The sequence below is a fragment of the Enterobacter quasimori genome, from assembly GCF_018597345.1.
Lineage (GTDB): Bacteria > Pseudomonadota > Gammaproteobacteria > Enterobacterales > Enterobacteriaceae > Enterobacter > Enterobacter mori.
This window is the reverse complement of the sequence record NZ_JAHEVU010000001.1, coordinates 1,442,944-1,461,229: the sequence shown is the minus strand read 5'-3', so window position 1 is coordinate 1,461,229 and position 18,286 is coordinate 1,442,944. Positions and strand designations below refer to the sequence as shown.

The 18,286-nt window shown below is 56.1% G+C and carries 13 protein-coding genes and 1 pseudogene; 9 read left to right on the top strand and 5 right to left on the bottom strand.

What is annotated here, in order from left to right; translation table 11 throughout:
• The first annotated feature begins 41 nt into the window (after window positions 1-41).
• From KK102_RS07015 to KK102_RS07005, 3 genes are all read left to right on the top strand, one after another.
• A complete protein-coding gene (locus tag KK102_RS07015; RefSeq protein ID WP_216357263.1) occupies window positions 42-2,750 on the top strand; it encodes a cation-transporting P-type ATPase in 2,709 nt (902 codons plus the stop codon).
• A gap of 111 nt (window positions 2,751-2,861) precedes the next feature.
• Window positions 2,862-3,926, top strand: coding sequence for an efflux RND transporter periplasmic adaptor subunit (locus tag KK102_RS07010; protein WP_216357262.1), 1,065 nt, complete (start codon window positions 2,862-2,864; stop codon window positions 3,924-3,926).
• 9 nt (window positions 3,927-3,935) lie between these two features.
• On the top strand, window positions 3,936-7,070 hold the full coding sequence (locus tag KK102_RS07005; protein ID WP_216357261.1) for an efflux RND transporter permease subunit: 3,135 nt from the start codon (window positions 3,936-3,938) through the stop codon (window positions 7,068-7,070).
• On the opposite strand, the gene KK102_RS07000 is transcribed toward KK102_RS07005, so the two are convergent.
• Window positions 7,021-8,142 carry a YbdK family carboxylate-amine ligase gene (locus KK102_RS07000; protein ID WP_126544089.1) on the bottom strand — a complete coding sequence of 374 codons (1,122 nt, stop codon included), beginning with the start codon at window positions 8,140-8,142 and terminating at the stop codon, window positions 7,021-7,023. The two genes, KK102_RS07005 and KK102_RS07000, sit on opposite strands and share 50 nt — an antisense overlap.
• 230 nt (window positions 8,143-8,372) lie before the next feature.
• Between KK102_RS07000 and KK102_RS06995 the strand changes: the two genes are divergently transcribed.
• Window positions 8,373-9,263, top strand: a complete 891-nt coding sequence (locus tag KK102_RS06995; protein WP_216357260.1) for an oxidoreductase — start codon at window positions 8,373-8,375, stop codon at window positions 9,261-9,263.
• Here the strand turns inward: KK102_RS06995 and KK102_RS22375 are convergent.
• Window positions 9,260-9,346: pseudogene (locus tag KK102_RS22375) on the bottom strand (AraC family transcriptional regulator); the annotation flags it as partial. The gene KK102_RS06995 and the pseudogene KK102_RS22375 overlap by 4 nt on opposite strands.
• 129 nt (window positions 9,347-9,475) lie before the next feature.
• Window positions 9,476-9,850, bottom strand: coding sequence for a CDI toxin immunity protein (locus tag KK102_RS06990; protein ID WP_216357259.1), 375 nt, complete (start codon window positions 9,848-9,850; stop codon window positions 9,476-9,478).
• Between the two features lie 259 nt (window positions 9,851-10,109).
• Here KK102_RS06990 and KK102_RS06985 point away from each other — a divergent pair, with 259 nt between their 5' ends.
• The 3 genes from KK102_RS06985 (at window position 10,110) to KK102_RS06975 (ending at window position 13,836) form a co-directional block, all read left to right on the top strand.
• Entirely contained in the window at window positions 10,110-11,072 is a 963-nt protein-coding gene (locus tag KK102_RS06985) for a pPIWI-associating nuclease domain-containing protein (protein WP_126544091.1), read from the top strand.
• 465 nt (window positions 11,073-11,537) lie between these two features.
• Window positions 11,538-12,380 (top strand): DUF5677 domain-containing protein, encoded by an 843-nt coding sequence (locus tag KK102_RS06980; RefSeq protein WP_126544092.1) that lies wholly within the window; start codon window positions 11,538-11,540, stop codon window positions 12,378-12,380.
• 184 nt (window positions 12,381-12,564) lie between these two features.
• Window positions 12,565-13,836 carry a phospholipase D-like domain-containing protein gene (locus KK102_RS06975; RefSeq protein ID WP_235843667.1) on the top strand — a complete coding sequence of 424 codons (1,272 nt, stop codon included), beginning with the start codon at window positions 12,565-12,567 and terminating at the stop codon, window positions 13,834-13,836.
• Window positions 13,837-14,080: 244 nt separating this feature from the next.
• On the opposite strand, the gene KK102_RS06970 is transcribed toward KK102_RS06975, so the two are convergent.
• Complete coding sequence (locus tag KK102_RS06970) at window positions 14,081-14,536, bottom strand: hypothetical protein (protein WP_126544094.1); 456 nt, start codon at window positions 14,534-14,536, stop codon at window positions 14,081-14,083.
• 282 nt (window positions 14,537-14,818) lie between these two features.
• On the bottom strand, window positions 14,819-15,700 hold the full coding sequence (locus tag KK102_RS06965) for a LysR family transcriptional regulator (protein ID WP_216357258.1): 882 nt from the start codon (window positions 15,698-15,700) through the stop codon (window positions 14,819-14,821).
• A 105-nt stretch (window positions 15,701-15,805) separates the two neighbouring features.
• Here KK102_RS06965 and budA point away from each other — a divergent pair, with 105 nt between their 5' ends.
• Together budA and alsS are read left to right on the top strand one after the other, a co-directional pair.
• A complete protein-coding gene (gene budA, locus KK102_RS06960; RefSeq protein WP_216357257.1) occupies window positions 15,806-16,585 on the top strand; it encodes an acetolactate decarboxylase in 780 nt (259 codons plus the stop codon).
• Between the two features lie 13 nt (window positions 16,586-16,598).
• A complete protein-coding gene (gene alsS, locus KK102_RS06955; RefSeq protein WP_216357256.1) occupies window positions 16,599-18,278 on the top strand; it encodes an acetolactate synthase AlsS in 1,680 nt (559 codons plus the stop codon).
• Window positions 18,279-18,286: the final 8 nt, after the last annotated feature.

Genomic DNA, 18,286 nt, shown 5'->3' with positions numbered 1-18,286 from the left:
AATTCAGGCTTCAGTTCACCGGATATTGAAGGAAAAATACGATGACCGAAAAAAAAATGTCCCCAAACATGCCGCCTTCCGGCGGGCTGGCATACCAGCAGAGCGCAGAGCAGGTGCTTATGCACATGCAGAGCCAGGCCAGCGGTCTGGATCGTGCAGAGGCGCAGGCGCGTCTGCAAAAATCAGGTCCGAACGCGCTGCCGGAAAAAAAAGGTAAACCCGCCTGGCTGCGTTTTTTGGCCCATTTTAACGATGTGCTGATTTATGTCCTGCTGGCCGCCGCCGTATTAACGGCAGTAATGGGCCACTGGGTTGATACGCTGGTTATTCTGGGCGTTGCGGTAATCAATGCCTTAATTGGCCATATTCAGGAAAGCAACGCGGAAAAATCTCTGAAGAGTATTCGCAATATGCTCTCCAGCGAGGCGCGTGTTATTCGTAACGGCAATCACGAAACGATACCTACCACTGAAATAGTCCCGGGCGATATTATCGTATTACGCGCGGGGGATCGTATTCCGGCGGATATGCGTTTAATTGAGGCGCATAATTTACGCGTGGAAGAGGCGATTCTGACCGGTGAATCCACCGTGGTGGATAAGCACGTTAATCCGCTGAGCGGTGAACTGCCGCTGGGCGACCGCACCAATATGGTCTTCTCCGGAACGACCGTCAGCGCGGGCGGCGGCATCGGCCTGGTCACTGCGACCGGTAAGGATACGGAGCTCGGCCACATCAATCAGATGATGGCGGGCATCGAAAAGCACCGCACGCCGCTGCTGGTGCAGATGGACAAGCTGGGTAAAGCGATCTTCGCCATTATCCTGGTAATGATGGCCGCGCTGTTTGTCTTCAGCCTGGTGTTCCGCGAAATCCCAATGGGCGAGCTGCTGCTCTCCCTGATTAGCCTGGCGGTGGCCTCCGTACCGGAAGGTCTGCCTGCGATTATCTCCATCATCCTCTCCCTGGGCGTGCAGGCGATGGCGCGCAAGCGGGCGATTATCCGCAAGCTGCCGACGGTTGAAACCCTGGGCGCGATGACCGTGGTGTGCTCGGATAAAACCGGCACCCTGACCATGAATGAGATGACGGCTAAAGCCATCATCACCGCCGACGCCTGCTACCGCGTGGACGGCAACAGCTACGAGCCGGTGGGCAACATCTACCTCGAAGGCAGCGACGAGCCGGTGCAGATCCAGCCGGGCACCGTGCTGGAGCAGTACCTGCGCACCATCGACCTGTGCAACGACAGCCAGATGATTCAGGACGAGCGCGGCCTGTGGGGCATTACCGGTGGGCCGACCGAGGGCGCGCTGAAGGTGCTGGCGGCGAAGGCTAACCTCGAGCCTGTCGTGACCACGCTGGTTAACAAGATCCCGTTTGACTCGCAGTACAAGTACATGAGCACCCACTACCAGATTGGCGGTGAGGAGCAGATCCTGATCACCGGCGCGCCGGACGTGATTTTCGCCCTCTGCGCGCAGCAGCAGACCCGCAACGGTACGGAAGCCTTCAACCGCGCGTACTGGGAAACCGAAATGGAGCGCTATGCGCGTCAGGGGCTGCGCATGGTTGCCGCGGCGTTTAAGCCAGCGAACGGCGAGCAGGCGCTGACGCACGACGACCTGAGCCACGGCCTGATCTTCCTCGGCATCGCCGGGATGATGGATCCGCCGCGTCCGGAAGCGATTGACGCGATTAACGCCTGCCAGCAGGCGGGGATCCGCGTGAAGATGATCACCGGGGATCACCCCCAGACGGCGATGAGCATTGGCCAGATGCTGGGGATCACCAACAGCGAGCAGGCGGTCACCGGCTACGAGCTGGAAAAGATGGACGACGCCGCGCTGGCGGAAACCGCGGTGAAGTATGACATCTTCGCCCGTACCAGCCCGGAGCATAAGCTGCGCCTGGTGAAAGCGCTGCAGGACAAAGGCGAAATCGTCGGCATGACCGGTGACGGCGTGAACGACGCCCCGGCGCTGCGTCAGGCGGACGTGGGCATCGCGATGGGCATCAAGGGCACGGAAGTGACCAAAGAGGCGGCGGACATGGTCCTGACGGACGATAACTTCGCCACAATCGCCAGCGCGGTGAAAGAGGGGCGTCGCGTTTACGACAACCTGAAGAAGACCATCCTCTTTATCATGCCGACCAACCTGGCGCAGGGGCTGCTGATTGTGATTGCGCTGCTGGCGGGGAACATCATTCCGCTGACGCCGGTGCTGATCCTGTGGATGAACATGGCCACCTCCGCCACGCTCTCCTTCGGCCTGGCCTTTGAGGCCGCCGAGCGCAACATCATGCGCCGTCCGCCGCGTCAGACCGGGCAGCACGTGATGGACGCCTACGCCGTCTGGCGCGTGGCCTTCGTCGGCACCATGATTGCCATCGCCGCCTTTGCGCTGGAAGCCTGGCTGGCCCCGCGCGGCCACAGCGCGGAGTTCATCCGTACCGTGCTGCTGCAGATGCTGGTCTGCGCCCAGTGGGTGTACATGATTAACTGCCGCAACACCGAAGGGTTCTCCCTGAACCGCGGCCTGCTGGCGAACAAAGGGATATGGCTGGTAACGGGCGTACTGTTCCTGCTCCAGGCGGCGATTATCTACCTGCCGTTTATGCAGATGCTGTTCGGCACCGAAGCCCTGCCGCTGCGCTACTGGTTTGTGACCCTGGCCGTTGCCGGCGTGATGTTCTTCGTCGTCGAAATCGAGAAGCGACTGACCCGCAGGTTCCGTAAGGCTGCATAACGAAAACCTTACCCCTCACCCTGCCCTCTCCCCAGAGGGGAGAGGGTGTTCAAGTACCCTCTCCCCTCTGGGGAGAGGGTTAGGGTGAGGGGAAAATACTGAGGTACTCCCATGAAACTCCCACTCCTGTTCGCGCTCCTCGCCTGCACCCTGCAACCCGTATTCGCCGCCGCCATTCCCGTGCGCATCGCCACCGTGGAGCAGACCGCCCACGCCGCCGAGCGTCAGATCCCGGGCCGCATCGAAGCCATTCACACCGTTGAGCTGCGCGCCCGCACGGAAGGCGTAATCACTAAAATCCACTTCCGTGACGGGCAGTACGTGAAAAAGGGCGACGTGCTGTTTGAGCTGGACGACGCCGAGCCGCGCGCCGCCCTGCGCCTGGCGCAGGCCGAGGTGAAAAGCGCCGAAGCCACGCTGCGTCAGGCGCAGCAGCAGCTTTCCCGCTTTGAAAGCCTGGGTAGCAGTAACGCCATCAGCCGTCACGACGTGGATAACGCCCGCATGCAGCGGGACGTGGCGAGCGCCGCGCTGGAGCAGGCCAAAGCCCGCCTCGACGCCCGCAGCGTCACCCTGAACTACACCCGCATCACCTCGCCGATTGACGGCCGCGTGGGGCACAGCAGCTTCCACGTGGGCAGCCTGGTCAACCCGGCGAGCGGCGTTTTGGTGGAGGTGGTCCAGCTTGACCCGATCCGCATCGCCTTTGCGCTGGAAGAGGGGGCGTTTGCGAACAAAGCCGGACAGCATGCGGATATCAGCGCCATGAAGCAGGCCTGGCAGGCATTAATTGACAGCAACGGCCAGCGCGTCAGCGGCGAGCTGACGTCGGTGGACAACCGCATTGACCCGCGTACCGCCAGCGTGATGCTGCGCGCTGAGTTCGCCAACCCGCGCCATCAACTCCTGCCCGGCGGCAACGTAAACGTGTATTTGCGCCCGGCCAGCGAGCAGCCGGTGCTGACCCTGCCTGCCGCCGCGGTACAGCAGAACGGCGACGGGTTCTTTGCCTGGGTGGTTAACGCCGACGGCAACGCCGAAATGCGCCCGCTGAAGGTCGCCGGACAGATTGGCCAGCAGTTCCAGATTTCATCCGGCGTGAAGCCCGGTGAGCGAGCGATTACTGACGGCGCGCAGCGCGTGCAGCCCGGCGCTGCCGTTCAGATACTGAATTAAGGAGCCATCATGCTGACGTTTTTCATCAAACGCCCGCGCTTCGCGATGGTGATTGCGCTGGTCATCACCCTGCTGGGGGCCATTGCGCTGAGGATTATCCCGGTGGAGCAGTACCCGCAGATCACGCCGCCGGTGGTGAACGTCTCTGCCAGCTGGCCGGGCGCCAGCTCCGCTGACGTGGCGGAGGCCATCGCCACGCCGCTGGAGACCCAGCTGAACGGCGTGGATCATATGCTCTACATGGAGTCCACCAGTTCGGACGAAGGCACCTACAGCCTGAACATTACCTTTGCGGCGGGTACCGATCCGGACCTTGCCGCCATCGACGTGCAAAACCGCGTGGCGCAGGCCGTGGCGCAGCTGCCCACCGAGGCGCAGCAAAACGGCGTGCAGGTGCGCAAGCGGGCCACCAACCTGATGATGGGGGTAAGTCTTTACTCACCGAATAACACCCACACGCCGCTGTTCGTCAGCAACTACGCCAGCACCCAGGTGCGCGAGGCGCTGTCGCGTCTGCCCGGCGTGGGGCAGGTGCAGATGTTTGGCGCGCGCGACTACAGCATGCGCATCTGGCTGCGCCCGGACCGTATGAACGCCCTGAACGTCACCACCGACGACGTGGCGCAGGCGCTGCGCGAGCAGAACGTGCAGGGCGCGGCGGGTCAGGTGGGCACGCCGCCGGTGTTTAACGGCCAGCAGCAGACCCTGACCATCAACGGGCTGGGGCGCTTAAGCCAGGCCGACGAGTTCGCCGACATCATTATCCGCGCCGGGGAGATGGGCCAGCTGGTGCGCCTGAAGGACGTCGCCACCATCGAGCTCGGCTCGCGCAGCTACAGCTCCGGCGCGCAGCTGAACGGGCATGACTCGGCCTATCTTGGCATCTACCCGACGCCGTCCGCTAACGCCCTGCGCGTGGCCGACGCGGTACGCGCGGAGCTGGAGCGCCTCTCGACGCGCTTCCCGGATGACCTGGTCTACGAGGTGAAATTCGATACCACCGCCTTTGTTGCCGCCACCATTAAGGAGATCGGCGTCTCGCTGGCGCTCACCATGCTGGCGGTTGTGGTGGTCGTTTCACTGTTCCTGCAAAGCTGGCGCGCGACGCTGATTGTCGCCCTCGCCATTCCGGTGTCGCTGGTGGGCACCTTCGCGGTGCTCTACACGCTCGGCTACTCCGCCAATACGCTGAGTCTGTTCGCCATCATTCTGGCGCTGACCATGGTGGTGGATGACGCCATCGTGGTGGTGGAGAGCGTTGAAACGCTGATGGCGGAAGGGCAGAGCCGCACGGCGGCGACCGCGCTGGCGCTGCGCCAGATCGCCGGGCCGGTGATCGCGACGACGCTGGTGCTGCTGGCGGTATTTGTGCCGGTGGCGCTCCTGCCGGGGATTGTCGGCGAACTCTACCGCCAGTTTGCGGTGACGCTCTCCACCGCCGTCACGCTCTCAAGCCTGGTGGCGCTGACCCTGACGCCCGCCCTGTGCGCGATGCTCCTGCGTCCGCGCCCGGAGAAACCAGCGGCCGTTTATCGCGCCTTCAACCGCGGGCTGGATGCCACGCGCGGTTTCTATACCCGCCTCGTGCATGTCTTAAACCTGCGCCCGTGGCTGGCGCTGCTGGCCACCGCGGGCGCGGCGGCCGTGGTGGCGTTCAGCTTTACGTCGATGCCAAAAGGCTTCCTGCCGCAGGAGGACCAGGGCTACTTCTTCGCCAGCGTCCAGCTGCCGGAAGCGGCCTCGCTGGAGCGCACCGAGGCGGTGATGACCACCGCGCGAGAGCTGATCGCCCAAAACCCGGCGGTGGAGGATGTGATTCAGGTCTCCGGGTTTAACATCCTCAACGGCACCAGCGCCTCCAACGGCGGGTTTATCTCCATCATGCTGAAGGACTGGAGCGAGCGTCCGCCGCTGGAGGAGGTGATGGGCACCCTGCAGCGCCAGCTGCTGGCCCTGCCGGAAGCGACCATCATGACCTTCGCGCCGCCGACGCTGCCGGGGCTGGGCAACGCCTCCGGCTTCGACCTGCGCATCCAGGCCCAGGCGGGGCAGAGCCCGGCGGAGCTGGAGCGCGTCACCCGCGAGGTGCTGGCGAAAGCTAACCAGCACCCGCAGCTGAGCCGCGTGTTCACCACCTGGAGCAGCAGCGTGCCGCAGCTGACGCTGACCGTTGACCGGGAGCGCGCCGCGCGTCTCGACGTGCCGGTATCGCGCATCTTCAGCAGTCTGCAAACCGCCTTTGGCGGCACGCGCGCCGGGGATTTCAGCGTCAACAACCGCGTCTACCAGGTGGTGATGCAGAACGAGATGCAGTGGCGCGAGCGCGCCGAGCAAATCAGCGAGCTGTTCGTGCGCAGCAACAGCGGCGAGCGGGTGCGCCTGAGCAACCTCGTTACCATCACGCCGACCGTCGGCGCGCCGTTCCTGCAGCAGTACAACCAGTTCCCTTCGGTGTCGGTGAGCGGCTCTGCAGCGGAAGGGGTGAGCAGCAGCACCGCGATGGCGGTGATGGGCGAGATTCTGGCGGAGAGCCTGCCAGCGGGGTACGACTACGCCTGGAGCGGCATGTCGTACCAGGAGCAGCAGACCGGCAATCAGGCGATCTGGATCGTGCTGGCGGCGGTGGTGATGGCATGGCTGTTCCTCGTCGCCCAGTACGAGAGCTGGACGCTCCCGGCGAGCGTGATGCTCTCGGTGCTGTTTGCCATCGGCGGGGCGCTGGTCTGGCTGTGGATGGCCGGATACGCCAACGACGTGTACGTGCAGATTGGTCTGGTCTTGCTGATCGCGTTAGCGGCCAAGAACGCGATTCTTATCGTCGAGTTCGCCCGCGCGCGGCGCATGGACGGAATGGCGATTGTCGATGCCGCGCGGGAAGGGGCCTCGCGCCGCTTCCGCGCGGTGATGATGACCGCCGTGTCGTTCATTATCGGCGTTCTGCCCATGATGCTGGCGACCGGGGCGGGTGCCCAGAGCCGCCGCATCATCGGCACCACGGTGTTCAGCGGCATGCTGGTGGCGACCGTGGTGGGGATCCTGTTCATCCCGGCGCTGTTCGTGCTGTTCCAGCGCCTGCGAGAGTGGGGCCACGGTCTTACGGACTCGTCGCCCACAGCTCGCAGTGCTTCTGCACCAGAGAAATAAGCGAGCCGCCGTCGGCGATAAACTCCCGCATGCGCTGCGCTTCGCTCTTGCCCTGCTTTAACAGCAGGGCAATTTCATTGATTGCGCTCGTCGCGCCGAGCTTCTCGGCCGACGGCGCAACCTGCTCAAGCAGCCACGCAATGTCTTCCGCCACGGTTTTGTGCTCGCCGGTGTGCACGTCCGTCAGGATCCCCTCCAGCCCGTAGCGACAGGCCTGAAAACGGTTAAAGCGGTACAGCAGAAAATCCCGTTCCTGGTGCTTATAGGGCCGCGCGGTCAACAGCCAGTGGGACGTCGCCTGAATAAGTCCGGCAATGTTAATCGCGTGGCCGAGCGTCAGCGGCGTATCCATCACCCGCACCTCCACGGTGCCAAAATGCGGGCTGGGGCGAATATCCCAGTGCAGATCCTTGATGCTGTCGATCATGCTGGTGGCGCTCAGGCGGCGGAACAGTCCCTCGAACTCCTGCCAGCTGTTGACCCACGGCATCTGGCCGTTATCCGGGAACCCGGAGAAGATGTTGAGGCGCGACGAGGAGAACTTCGTGTCGGTGCCCTGCATATACGGCGAGGCGGCCGCCAGGGCGATAAAATGCGGCACGAAGCGCGACAGGCCGTGCAGCAGGTAAATGGCGTCATCCCCGGTCCGGCAGCCGACGTGAACGTGCTGGCCGAACACCGTCGCCTGCAGAATCAGATAGCCAAAGCGCTCCAGCGTGACGTTATAGCGCTCGTCGTCGCACACCTCCTGCCGCTGCCATTTCTGGAACGGGTGCGTCCCGCCGCCGCAGATCTGGATATGCTGCTCCGCCGCCGCGCGCAGGATGCTCTGCTGCATCACAGAGAACTGCGCCGCCGCCTGGTCGATGTTCTGGCATACGCCGGTGGCGATTTCGAGCATGCTTTCGGTGATGTCGTGTTTGACTTCACCGCCTTTGATGTCGTCTTTGACGGCGGCGATGAGCGCGGAGGAGTCCTGGCTGAGATCGTACCCCGGCGGGTTAACCACCTGCAGTTCGAGCTCTATGCCAAGGGTAAAGGGTTCAGAGGATTTGAAGTCAGGTAAAGGCATGGCGCACTCCGTTGTCTGTTGTGTGTTGAGTATAGACAACGGGTGTGGCGCGCTCGTCTCAGGGTGGTATAACTGTTATACCCTAAATAATTCGAGTTGCAGGAAGGCGGCAAGCGAGCGAATCCCCAGGAGCATAGATGACTATGTGACTGGGGTGAGTGAGCACAGCCAACGCACATGCAACTTGAAGTATGACGGGTATAGCAGGCTTAGCAAAAGGGGAGTGATTCATGTCTGACGATCAAACCATTGCGCTGATAGGACCGGGTGCGATTGGCACCACCATTGCCGCGGTGCTGCATGACGCTGGCCGCACGCCGCTGCTGTGCGGACGCACCGCGCATCCTGAGCTGCGTTTGCGCTACGACGAGGGTGAAACGGTGGTGCCCGGTCCGGTATTAACCGATCCGTCCGTCATCACGGGCCCCGTCAATCTCGTTTTTGTGGCGGTAAAAACGACGCAAAACGCCGATAGCGCCGGGTGGCTGCGCGCGCTGTGCGATGAAAACACCGTGGTCTGCGCGCTGCAAAACGGCGTGGAGCAAAAAGCCCAGCTTGAGCCGTGGGTCAACGGCGCAACGGTGCTGCCGTCGGTGGTGTGGTTCCCTGCGCAGCGCGAGCCGGATGCCTCCGTCTGGCTGCGCGCCAAACCGTGCCTGACGCTGCCCGACGTGCCCCAGGCGCAGCGGGTAGTGGAGGCGCTTCGCGGTACGCGCTGTGAAGTTGAACTCTCGGCTGTTTTCCCCACCGTCGCCTGGCGCAAGCTGCTGCAAAACGCGGTCGCCGGGCTGATGGTGCTGGCCAACCGCCGTGCCGGGATGTTCAGGCGCGAGGATATCAGCGAACTTTCGCTGGCCTATCTGCGCGAGGGGCTTACCGTCGCCCGCGCCGAGGGGGCGAAGCTGGACGATGACGTGGCGCAGGAGATTCTGGCGAACTTTCAGCGTGCGCCTGAGGATCTGGGTACGTCTATTCTGGCTGACCGTCAGGCGGATCGCCCGATGGAGTGGGATATCCGCAACGGCGTGATCCAGCGCTACGGCCGCAAGCACGGCATTGCGGTGCCCATCAGCGACGTGGTGGTGCCGCTGCTGGCGGCGGGGAGCGAGGGGCCGGGTTAACGGTTACTGTTTTTCCGTTCGGCAAAGTAATGGGCGGCCGTGCTGCCCATCGCTTTTTTAAACAAGGTGATAAACGCATTCATACCTGAGAGTGGCGGCGGGCCGATAGAGAGGAAGGGAGATGAATATGAATGTCCGCTCTGTGCCAGGAGCGGATGTGGAGAACAGCAGTCTTAGTTGAGCAACGGAGAACTGGTCAGCATTTCTGCTCATCACTTTCGCAGACCAAACCTTATAAGATCATGAGGAAATAAAGGCTTAATCATAATCTTATCGTTAAAAATAAATAATTTAGGTGACAGGGCGATGACATCGTAGATATTATCGACAATGAGTTGTAGATGGGTTCTGAACACGGGCACATTCGCATCATCCGCTACGACAAATACAGTTTCATTGCCTAAGTCGCTCACGTTAAACATCTCATGACTAGGTTCATAATCGCTAAAGTCCATTTCCGACCATTTGAGATCACCGCTATGCCATGGATATTGATGAAAAATATCCATTACCGCACTCAAATCATCCCCTTTCATAACATAAAAATCTGTCTTGAGCAGCTCCTTACACTCCTCAAACAATGTCATGTCCACTCCCTTTAGGCTTAATAGCTGTATATTTTTATCATATCCTTCCTAGAGGATCGTTTAAAGGAATTAGGAACGTCCGCTCTTCGCTCTTGACGGACTTTAAGCCCAGTTAACATGTCCGTTCCGTGCCAGGAGCAGACTTTGGTAAGTCAACATTATACTAATTATTGGGAGCTGGCCAGTTGATAGAGGCTGGACATAAGGTTATAACTGGGCATTGAAGTTTTATAGAAAATTTTAATAAAAGGTTTTAAAAATGAAACTAAAAAAAATGCTTCAGATGGACTTTATTAAGGAGTTTCATGAACACTTGGATACTGATTTCGAGGAGCAGCTCTTTATTGCTTGCCTCAGAAATTATTGTTCTCATGGCAATCCGCTGAGGTTTAGCAATTTCGCTTATGCGATACGTGAGCTTATAAACCACGTCCTGTCCCGAATGGCTCCAGATGAAAGGGTGATGGCAGCTCCATGGTTCACCGCCAACAGGAACAATGCGACAGTGACTCGTAAACAACAGGCTAAGTACATTGCTCAAAAACATATACCTGATGGACTCTTAGATGCTGCAGCACTTCAGGAGCTGAATGACGGTATTGGCTGGTTCAACAAAAATTATCAGTCATTGAATTACTACACCCATATTACTGAAGAGTCGCTTCAAAGTCAGCCAAAGGATTTTTTTGAAAAAGCGAAACTGCTGATTGAGCTTTGCAACAAGATATTTGTTAACTTTGGTGATCTGGAGCGCATACTAACTGATTCCATTATTGACGAGGTCAGCGACCATGTAAACGAGGTTACGAGAGATAATACTCCTGAAGAAGTTGATATACTATCGTCACAGACGATTGTAGACGGTTGCATTGTCGAATCTATAGAACCTCTCAGTCTTACAGAAGATTATGTTTACCTATTAGTTAGGGGAACACTTGAAATTACGCGTCAATACGGACGAGGTGATGATTACTTAGCTCAAGGGGACTCTTATCCCTTTAAATTCGCTGTGTCTGTACGTGCTAGCGATTTTGAAGATATTAGACCTCTTGTTAGAACCGCTATTGTTGATACAGGTTCATGGTATGACGATGGTAATGGCTCAGCAATGGCTGAGAAAATTTACAGTACACAGCGGTTCCTTGAAATGATCGCACAAGTTGAGATAAAGCCGGCAAGATTGCGAAGCCTCTTCCCAGAGCTGAGTTATGTAATCATCTGATGATGATCCGGATGAAATTGCTCAGGATCTCAATTACACCGAAATTGATTTTTGATATTCAATAACATTTTCTGGATATCAAAACCTTGCTTACCCAGTCATTTCGTTATGATGATTATTGGGGAGTATCTTACCTGCTTCCCGATGATTAATACACCTCTATGCTAATAATGCCCGTAGATCGCTGTGTGTAGCATCCATCTGTTGAACCCACAGTCCAAACCAGACTGTCAGCTTTGATTAGATTCTACCTACTCAACCTGTCAGATAAGGTCTGAGCTAATACACCTAATATATGGCTTGGTGCAGGGGACAGCTATCGCGAACATTAGGCCAGGTATCACAATACTCACAGTTCACCTGGTTGTGCTTCTTGCACTGACCTACTATCCTACAAAGCTATTTATAGGTAATCTTCAGTGTATAATCTACCAACTTATGGAGCTTGTGCAACAGGGGGAATATATGAAAAAAGAATCGTTTGGACGTTGCCCGTTTGATTTCAACGAAGATGTAAAAAAAATAGCCGCGATAAATAAACATATCCACGCAAAATTTGAAGAGCATAAAAATAAAATAGAAAACCTAAAGGGTGTGGAACAAAAATTGATGGTCTCACAGTACTTTAATGTACTGGATGAACTTAGTAATCAGGCTATCTCTTCTTTGAATATCGGAGCTCTTTCAGCATCGGAAGTATTAACTAGGGTTATAATAGAACAGGCTGCCAATCAATTTTATATAGCAATAGATGATGGTAAAAATGCACAAGCATTACTCAAGGCTAGTAAAAAATTAGTTCATAATAATGGAAAGCGGTGGCTGGAGTGTTTGAAATCCAAAGAAATGACTAATCCAGCAGCAAATGAAAGGATTCGCATGGGAAAAGAACTAACTGATAGATTTAATAGATTGTGGCCAAATACATCTGAATATCCAGGAACCAGAAAACTTTTTGAGATGATTGGTTGGGAAACACATTATCATGCCCATTACGTTCCCCTTTGTGATTCAATACATACATTCTCTGATGATATGGCTAATATAGTATCTCTATATAATGCAATTCATGTCGATGAAACTACTGCTATCGAATTGATTCTTGCAGTAAAACAAGAAAATAAACGACTGGCAATTTATAATTTTTTAATTGCTACGGCCCTTCGATGTGAGGCCTTAGTAAATGTATTTAACTCTTTAGGTTATCAGGATATTATAACTGAAATGACACCAACAATAGAAACAGTCAACCAAACTATAATTCGATATGATGATTTTGATCATTCAAGAATTGATGATTGTCAATAATTAATTGACAGAATACGTACATGGGCAACAACTAGTGATAGTTGACTGGTATTGCTTTTTGCAGCTGTCGCGCCGCTCTATGCCAGGAGTCAACGTTGCTAACGCCATGTTATCTTAATATAGAAGGGCAAGATATCTAAAAGATCACGGCCCGGTTTGCTAGAACATTTACAGGATAATACTGATGGATTTATATACTAATCGAGTTTCAAAGAATGACTTCATCAAACACGGTATCATCAACCATATTGAAGATGGTATGGATCTATTCATTGCATCAGCATTTTTTACAGAATCTGATGTTGTTGACGAATTTCTTGCTAGAGGGTGTCATCTGAGAATCGTTGTTCGCCTTGGTTTTCCAACCTCACCTGTGGCACTTGAAAAACTTCTAAATCACGACAACGTAGAAGCAAGATTCTTCACAAGTAATTCTTTTCACCCAAAGCTATACATTTTTGGTGATAAAACTATCTTATTGGGTTCTGCTAACCTAACTCGATCTGCCATTTTATCTAACCAAGAGGTTATGGTGGGGCTAAACGCTGAAGATTATCGATTCGCTGAAATTCAAGAGCTGTTTGCTGACTATTGGGATGAAGCTGAAGTTCTAACAAAAGATGCTATAAAAAAATACCGCATAATTTATAATAAATTCTCACAAGTAAACAGATCTTTATCAGAAATGGAAAATACAATTACCGATATAATAGGTGATGTGAATTTCTCGAATATCTACCGTGGAACCAAGAAAACCACTAATAAATCTATATTTTTGGGCACTTACCAGAAATCTTATCAAGAAGCTGTAACTGCATTTCGCCGTATTGAAAATGTGTATAAAAATCATGAAAGAAAAGTGGATGGAGAGTTAATTCCATTACGGCTAGAAATTGACTCATTTTTCAGCTTTGTTCGAGATTTTTATGCAATTCAAGATACTTGGAAAGACCAGCCTCTTGGATGGAATGAACAACAACAACATAGAGTATCAATCCTTATTGATGAATGGTTAAAAACGAAATGGGAACATTTTGAAGATCGAATCGTACCAGTTAATTATCCTTTAATTAAAGAAGTGTTGGGTTCAAAGGATTCAATAAACTCTGCGTCAATGGATAATATAGTTGATGCTCTATGTGTATTACATTCATTCCATGACCGATTCCGATTCTATAAAGGTGGCCTCGAAACATTGAAATCTTCATTCATTGAGTACAATGGAGAAAGACAGGTCAAACACACTCTGACGTATCTTCTATATGGCACTGGGGATACTGTATCTCGCATGGCTGACTGTATTTACGATAGGGAATATAAGTTAAACCATTTTGGTAAGTCGAATATTCAGGAGCTTATAGGCTGGATAAATAAGGAAGAATTACCTGTAATAAACGGTAGGACAACTAAGGTTTTGAGATATTTTGGAAATCAAATTCGACAAATAAATGAATAGTTGTAATGCAATAGTTAATTTGGGTGCCTGAATAAATATAACATACTTAATTCAGAAAAGCACTGGTAACCAAGTGTGGTACCCATCTTAACCGGAACATCCGCAATCAAAGATTCTGTGCTCGCTATTAAGTCAACGTCCGCTCCTCGCTCTTACCGGACATTCAACAAACAACGCTATTCTTTTAGCAAGGCCAAAGTCCTGCTTTTTTACCCAGCAGAACCCCGGCCTCCCTTCACCTGCCTCAGTGCGCTGTTATATAAGGCTCCTTCACAAACTCCGCCAACAGCCAGACCATATCATGCAGCAGCCCGGTAAGTTCTTTCGCCACGTTTGCAGGCAACGTCCCGCCCATTACCGCCAGCGTTAACGCCACGGCATAGTCCACCTGCAGCGTCGTTTCCTGCCAGCAGTCTGGCACGCAGGAAGCAATTTTTTCCCCCGCAATCAGTTGTTCGACCAGATACGCCGGGAGTTCAGCATCGCAGCATTCACGCAGTCGCTTTAGCGCCGCCAATATGCGCTCGCAGAGTATGGCAAAGGTCACCGCGTCGTCAGTTTCCAGTAACACGCTCGCATACGCGGTACAGGCATCAGCCAGTTCGAAGAGATCCGCTGATTCGGAAACAGGAAGGTTTATAAGATGATGAATAACGTTTTCTTCAGAAAGCACGTAAGAAAACTCAGGAATAGTAGCCATTTAGCATCCTCTTTTTGCAATTTAACGTCACGTTATGCTAACGGGTTCCTACGCCCGGTTACGGATGTGCCGCAACGCAGGCACTTTACGACCGCGAGAAAGGGATAAAAAGGGATGCCCCTGAATTACATAAGGTTGCTTGCAGGTTTGCGAGGCGGCTTCCAGAACGGCACTGCCGGGTGGCGGCGACGCCTGACCCGGCCTACAAAACCCAAAGCCCTACAGCGACACGAACCGTAGGCCCGCGCAAGCGCAGCGCCGCCGGGCACAGCCGCGCCGCCGCTACCCCTCGCTCATCATCGCCAGAAACCGCTTCACCGTCCGCGAGCGTTCAAAGCGCCGCCAGCAGAGTGCGATATCGGTATAAAGCTCCGGCGAGCTCAGCGCGTGATAGGTCACGTTCGGCGGTGAAATTGCCGCCATGGATTCCGGCACCAGCGCGAAGCCGCCGCCCGCGGAAACCATGCTCAGGGAGGATGAAAGCTGCGACGACTGCAGCGCGTGCTGCACGTCGATCCCGGCCCGTTCGCAGCAGCCGTAAACCCTGTCGTACAGGCCGGGCGCGACCTCCTGCGGGAACAGCACTACCGGCGTATCACGCAGCTGCTCTAGCGCCAGCGAATCGCACGCCGCCAGCGGATGGTCGCGATGCAGCGCCACCACCATCGGCTCCCGGTCGAGGATTGTTAGCTCGAACGCCTTGCTGCTCTCGCACGGCAGGCGCACGAAGGCGATATCCAGCTCACCCTCTGCCAGCATCGTCGTCAGCGACGACATATTGGCTTCCACCTGGTGAACCTGCACCGCCATGTTCTGCACCTGATACTGGCGAATCAGGGCAAAAATTTTGGGATGAAAAGCGTCGGAGCTGGTGATGCCAATCGACAGATTGCCGTTCAGCCCGCGGGCGATGCCGCGGGCTTTCTCCAGCGCGGCGTCGCTCAGCGCCAGGATCTTGCAGGCGTCCTCGTAGAAGGCTTCTCCCGCTTCGGTCAGCTCCACGCCCCGCGTCAGGCGTCTGAACAGCGGCGTGCCCACTTCCTCTTCGAGCCGTTTGATCTGCTGACTCAGAGGAGGCTGTGAAATACCCAGCGCTTCGGCCGCTCTGGTGAAGTGTCGCTCGCGTGCAACCGCGACAAAATACCGCAGATAACGAAGTTCCATATCAAAAACGTCTCAAACCACCATGGTTTCTATATTGGAACTCTCTGCTGAATCGGGTCAACATTTATTTAACCTTTCTAAATAAAGTTGAAGAGGACGAGCGTGATGATGCATTCATCTGCCTGCGACTGTGAGGCCAGCTTGTGCGAGACCCTGCGCGGGTTCTCCGCCCAGCATCCTGACAACGTGATCTATCAGACATCGCTAATGAGCGCCCTGCTAAGTGGCGTGTACGAGGGGGAGACCACCATCGCCGATCTGCTGGCACACGGTGATTTTGGTCTGGGCACCTTCAACGAGCTGGACGGCGAAATGATTGCCTTCAGCAGCAAAGTGTACCAGCTGCGCGCCGACGGAAGCGCCCGGGCTGCGAAGCCAGAGCAGAAAACGCCGTTCGCGGTGATGACCTGGTTCCAGCCGCAGTACCGCAAAACCTTCGATACGCCGGTCAGCCGCCAGCAAATCCACGACGTCATCGACCAGCAGATCCCCTCCGACAACCTGTTCTGCGCGCTGCGCATCGACGGCAACTTCCGCCACGCCCACACCCGCACCGTACCGCGCCAGACGCCGCCGTATCGGGCTATGACCGACGTGCTTGACGACCAGCCGGTGTTCCGCTTTAACCAGCGCGAAGGGGTGCTGGTCGGGTTCCGCACGCCGCAGCATATGCAGGGTATCAACGTGGCGGGCTATCACGAGCATTTCATCACCGATGACCGTCAGGGCGGGGGCCATCTGCTCGACTACCAGCTGGAGAGCGGCGTGCTCACCTTCGGTGAAATTCACAAGCTGATGATCGATCTGCCCGCCGACAGCGCGTTTTTACAGGCCAACCTTCACCCCAGCAACCTGGATGCAGCGATCCGTTCCGTCGAAAACTAACAGGAGAACTACCGTGAACAGTGAGAAACAGTCACGTCAGTGGGCGCACGGCGCCGATATGGTTGTCGGCCAGCTGGAAGCGCAGGGCGTGAAGCAGGTGTTCGGCATTCCGGGTGCGAAAATCGACAAGGTCTTTGACTCCCTGCTGGACTCCTCCATCGAGATTATTCCGGTGCGTCACGAGGCCAACGCGGCGTTTATGGCGGCGGCGGTAGGGCGTCTGACCGGCAAGGCCGGGGTGGCGCTGGTCACCTCCGGGCCGGGCTGTTCGAACCTGATCACCGGCATCGCCACCGCCAACAGCGAAGGCGATCCGGTGGTGGCGCTGGGCGGGGCGGTGAAGCGGGCGGATAAAGCCAAGCTGGTACACCAGAGCATGGACACCGTCGCCATGTTCGGCCCGGTCACCAAATACGCCGTCGAGGTCAGCTCACCGGATACGATTGCCGAGGTGGTATCGAACGCGTTTCGCGCCGCCGAGCACGGCAGGCCGGGGGGCGCATTCGTCAGCCTGCCGCAGGATATTGTCGACCAGCCCGCGACGGGTGCGATTTTACCCGCCAGCGGCCCGGCGCTGATGGGCCCGGCACCGGAGTCGGCGATTAACGACGTGGCAAAGCTTATCGAGAACGCCAAAAATCCGGTTATCTTACTCGGCCTGATGGCCAGCCAGCCCGCCAACAGCGCCGCGCTGCGCACGCTGCTGGAGAAAAGCCGCATTCCGGTCACCAGCACCTATCAAGCCGCCGGGGCGGTGAACCAGGAGCACTTCACCCGCTTCGCCGGACGCGTCGGTCTCTTTAACAACCAGGCGGGCGACCGGCTGCTCCATCTGGCGGATCTGATTATCTGCATCGGCTACAGCCCGGTGGAATACGAGCCGTCCATGTGGAACAGCGGCGACGCCACGTTGGTGCACATTGACGTGCTGCCTGCCTATGAGGAACGTAACTACGTGCCGGACCTGGAGCTGGTGGGGGACATCGCCGAAACGCTGAATCAGCTCGCTAACCGTATCGACCACAAGCTTGAGCTGAGCCAGCGGGCCTCCGAAATTCTGGTCGATCGCCAGCATCAGCGCGATCTGCTCGATCGCCGCGGCGCCTCGCTCAACCAGTTTGCCCTGCACCCGCTGCGCATCGTGCGGGCCATGCAGGACATCGTCAATAACGACGTGACGCTCACCGTCGATATGGGCAGCTTCCACATCTGGATCGCCCGCTACCTCTACAGCTTCCGGGCGCGTCAGGTGATGATCTCCAACGGTCAGCAGACCATGGGCGTTGCGCTGCCGTGGGCCATTGGCGCGTGGCTGGTCAACCCGAGCCGCAAGGTGGTTTCGGTCTCCGGTGACGGCGGCTTCCTGCAGTCGAGCATGGAGCTGGAAACCGCGGTGCGCCTCAACGCTAACGTGCTGCACATTATCTGGGTGGATAACGGCTACAACATGGTTGCCATTCAGGAAGAGAAAAAATACCAGCGGCTTTCCGGCGTCGAATTCGGCCCGGTCGATTTCAAAGTCTATGCCGACGCCTTTGGCGCGAAAGGCTTTGCCGTGGAGAGCGCCGACGCGCTTGAGCCGACGCTGCGCGCGGCAATGGATGTCGACGGCCCGGCCGTGGTGGCCATTCCCGTCGACTATAGCGATAACCCGCTGCTGATGGGCCAGCTCCATCTCAGCCAGATTTTGTGACTCAACAT

Excerpts from the sequence above, each read along its gene's own strand:
- KK102_RS07015 (WP_216357263.1), top strand. The coding sequence starts at position 42 with ATGACCGAAAAAAAAATGTCCCCAAACATGCCGCCTTCCGGCGGGCTG.
- KK102_RS07010 (WP_216357262.1), top strand. The coding sequence starts at position 2,862 with ATGAAACTCCCACTCCTGTTCGCGCTCCTCGCCTGCACCCTGCAACCC.
- KK102_RS07005 (WP_216357261.1), top strand. The coding sequence starts at position 3,936 with ATGCTGACGTTTTTCATCAAACGCCCGCGCTTCGCGATGGTGATTGCG.
- KK102_RS07000 (WP_126544089.1), bottom strand. The coding sequence starts at position 8,142 with ATGCCTTTACCTGACTTCAAATCCTCTGAACCCTTTACCCTTGGCATA.
- KK102_RS06995 (WP_216357260.1), top strand. The coding sequence starts at position 8,373 with ATGTCTGACGATCAAACCATTGCGCTGATAGGACCGGGTGCGATTGGC.
- KK102_RS06990 (WP_216357259.1), bottom strand. The coding sequence starts at position 9,850 with ATGACATTGTTTGAGGAGTGTAAGGAGCTGCTCAAGACAGATTTTTAT.
- KK102_RS06985 (WP_126544091.1), top strand. The coding sequence starts at position 10,110 with ATGAAACTAAAAAAAATGCTTCAGATGGACTTTATTAAGGAGTTTCAT.
- KK102_RS06980 (WP_126544092.1), top strand. The coding sequence starts at position 11,538 with ATGAAAAAAGAATCGTTTGGACGTTGCCCGTTTGATTTCAACGAAGAT.
- KK102_RS06975 (WP_235843667.1), top strand. The coding sequence starts at position 12,565 with ATGGATTTATATACTAATCGAGTTTCAAAGAATGACTTCATCAAACAC.
- KK102_RS06970 (WP_126544094.1), bottom strand. The coding sequence starts at position 14,536 with ATGGCTACTATTCCTGAGTTTTCTTACGTGCTTTCTGAAGAAAACGTT.
- KK102_RS06965 (WP_216357258.1), bottom strand. The coding sequence starts at position 15,700 with ATGGAACTTCGTTATCTGCGGTATTTTGTCGCGGTTGCACGCGAGCGA.
- budA (WP_216357257.1), top strand. The coding sequence starts at position 15,806 with ATGATGCATTCATCTGCCTGCGACTGTGAGGCCAGCTTGTGCGAGACC.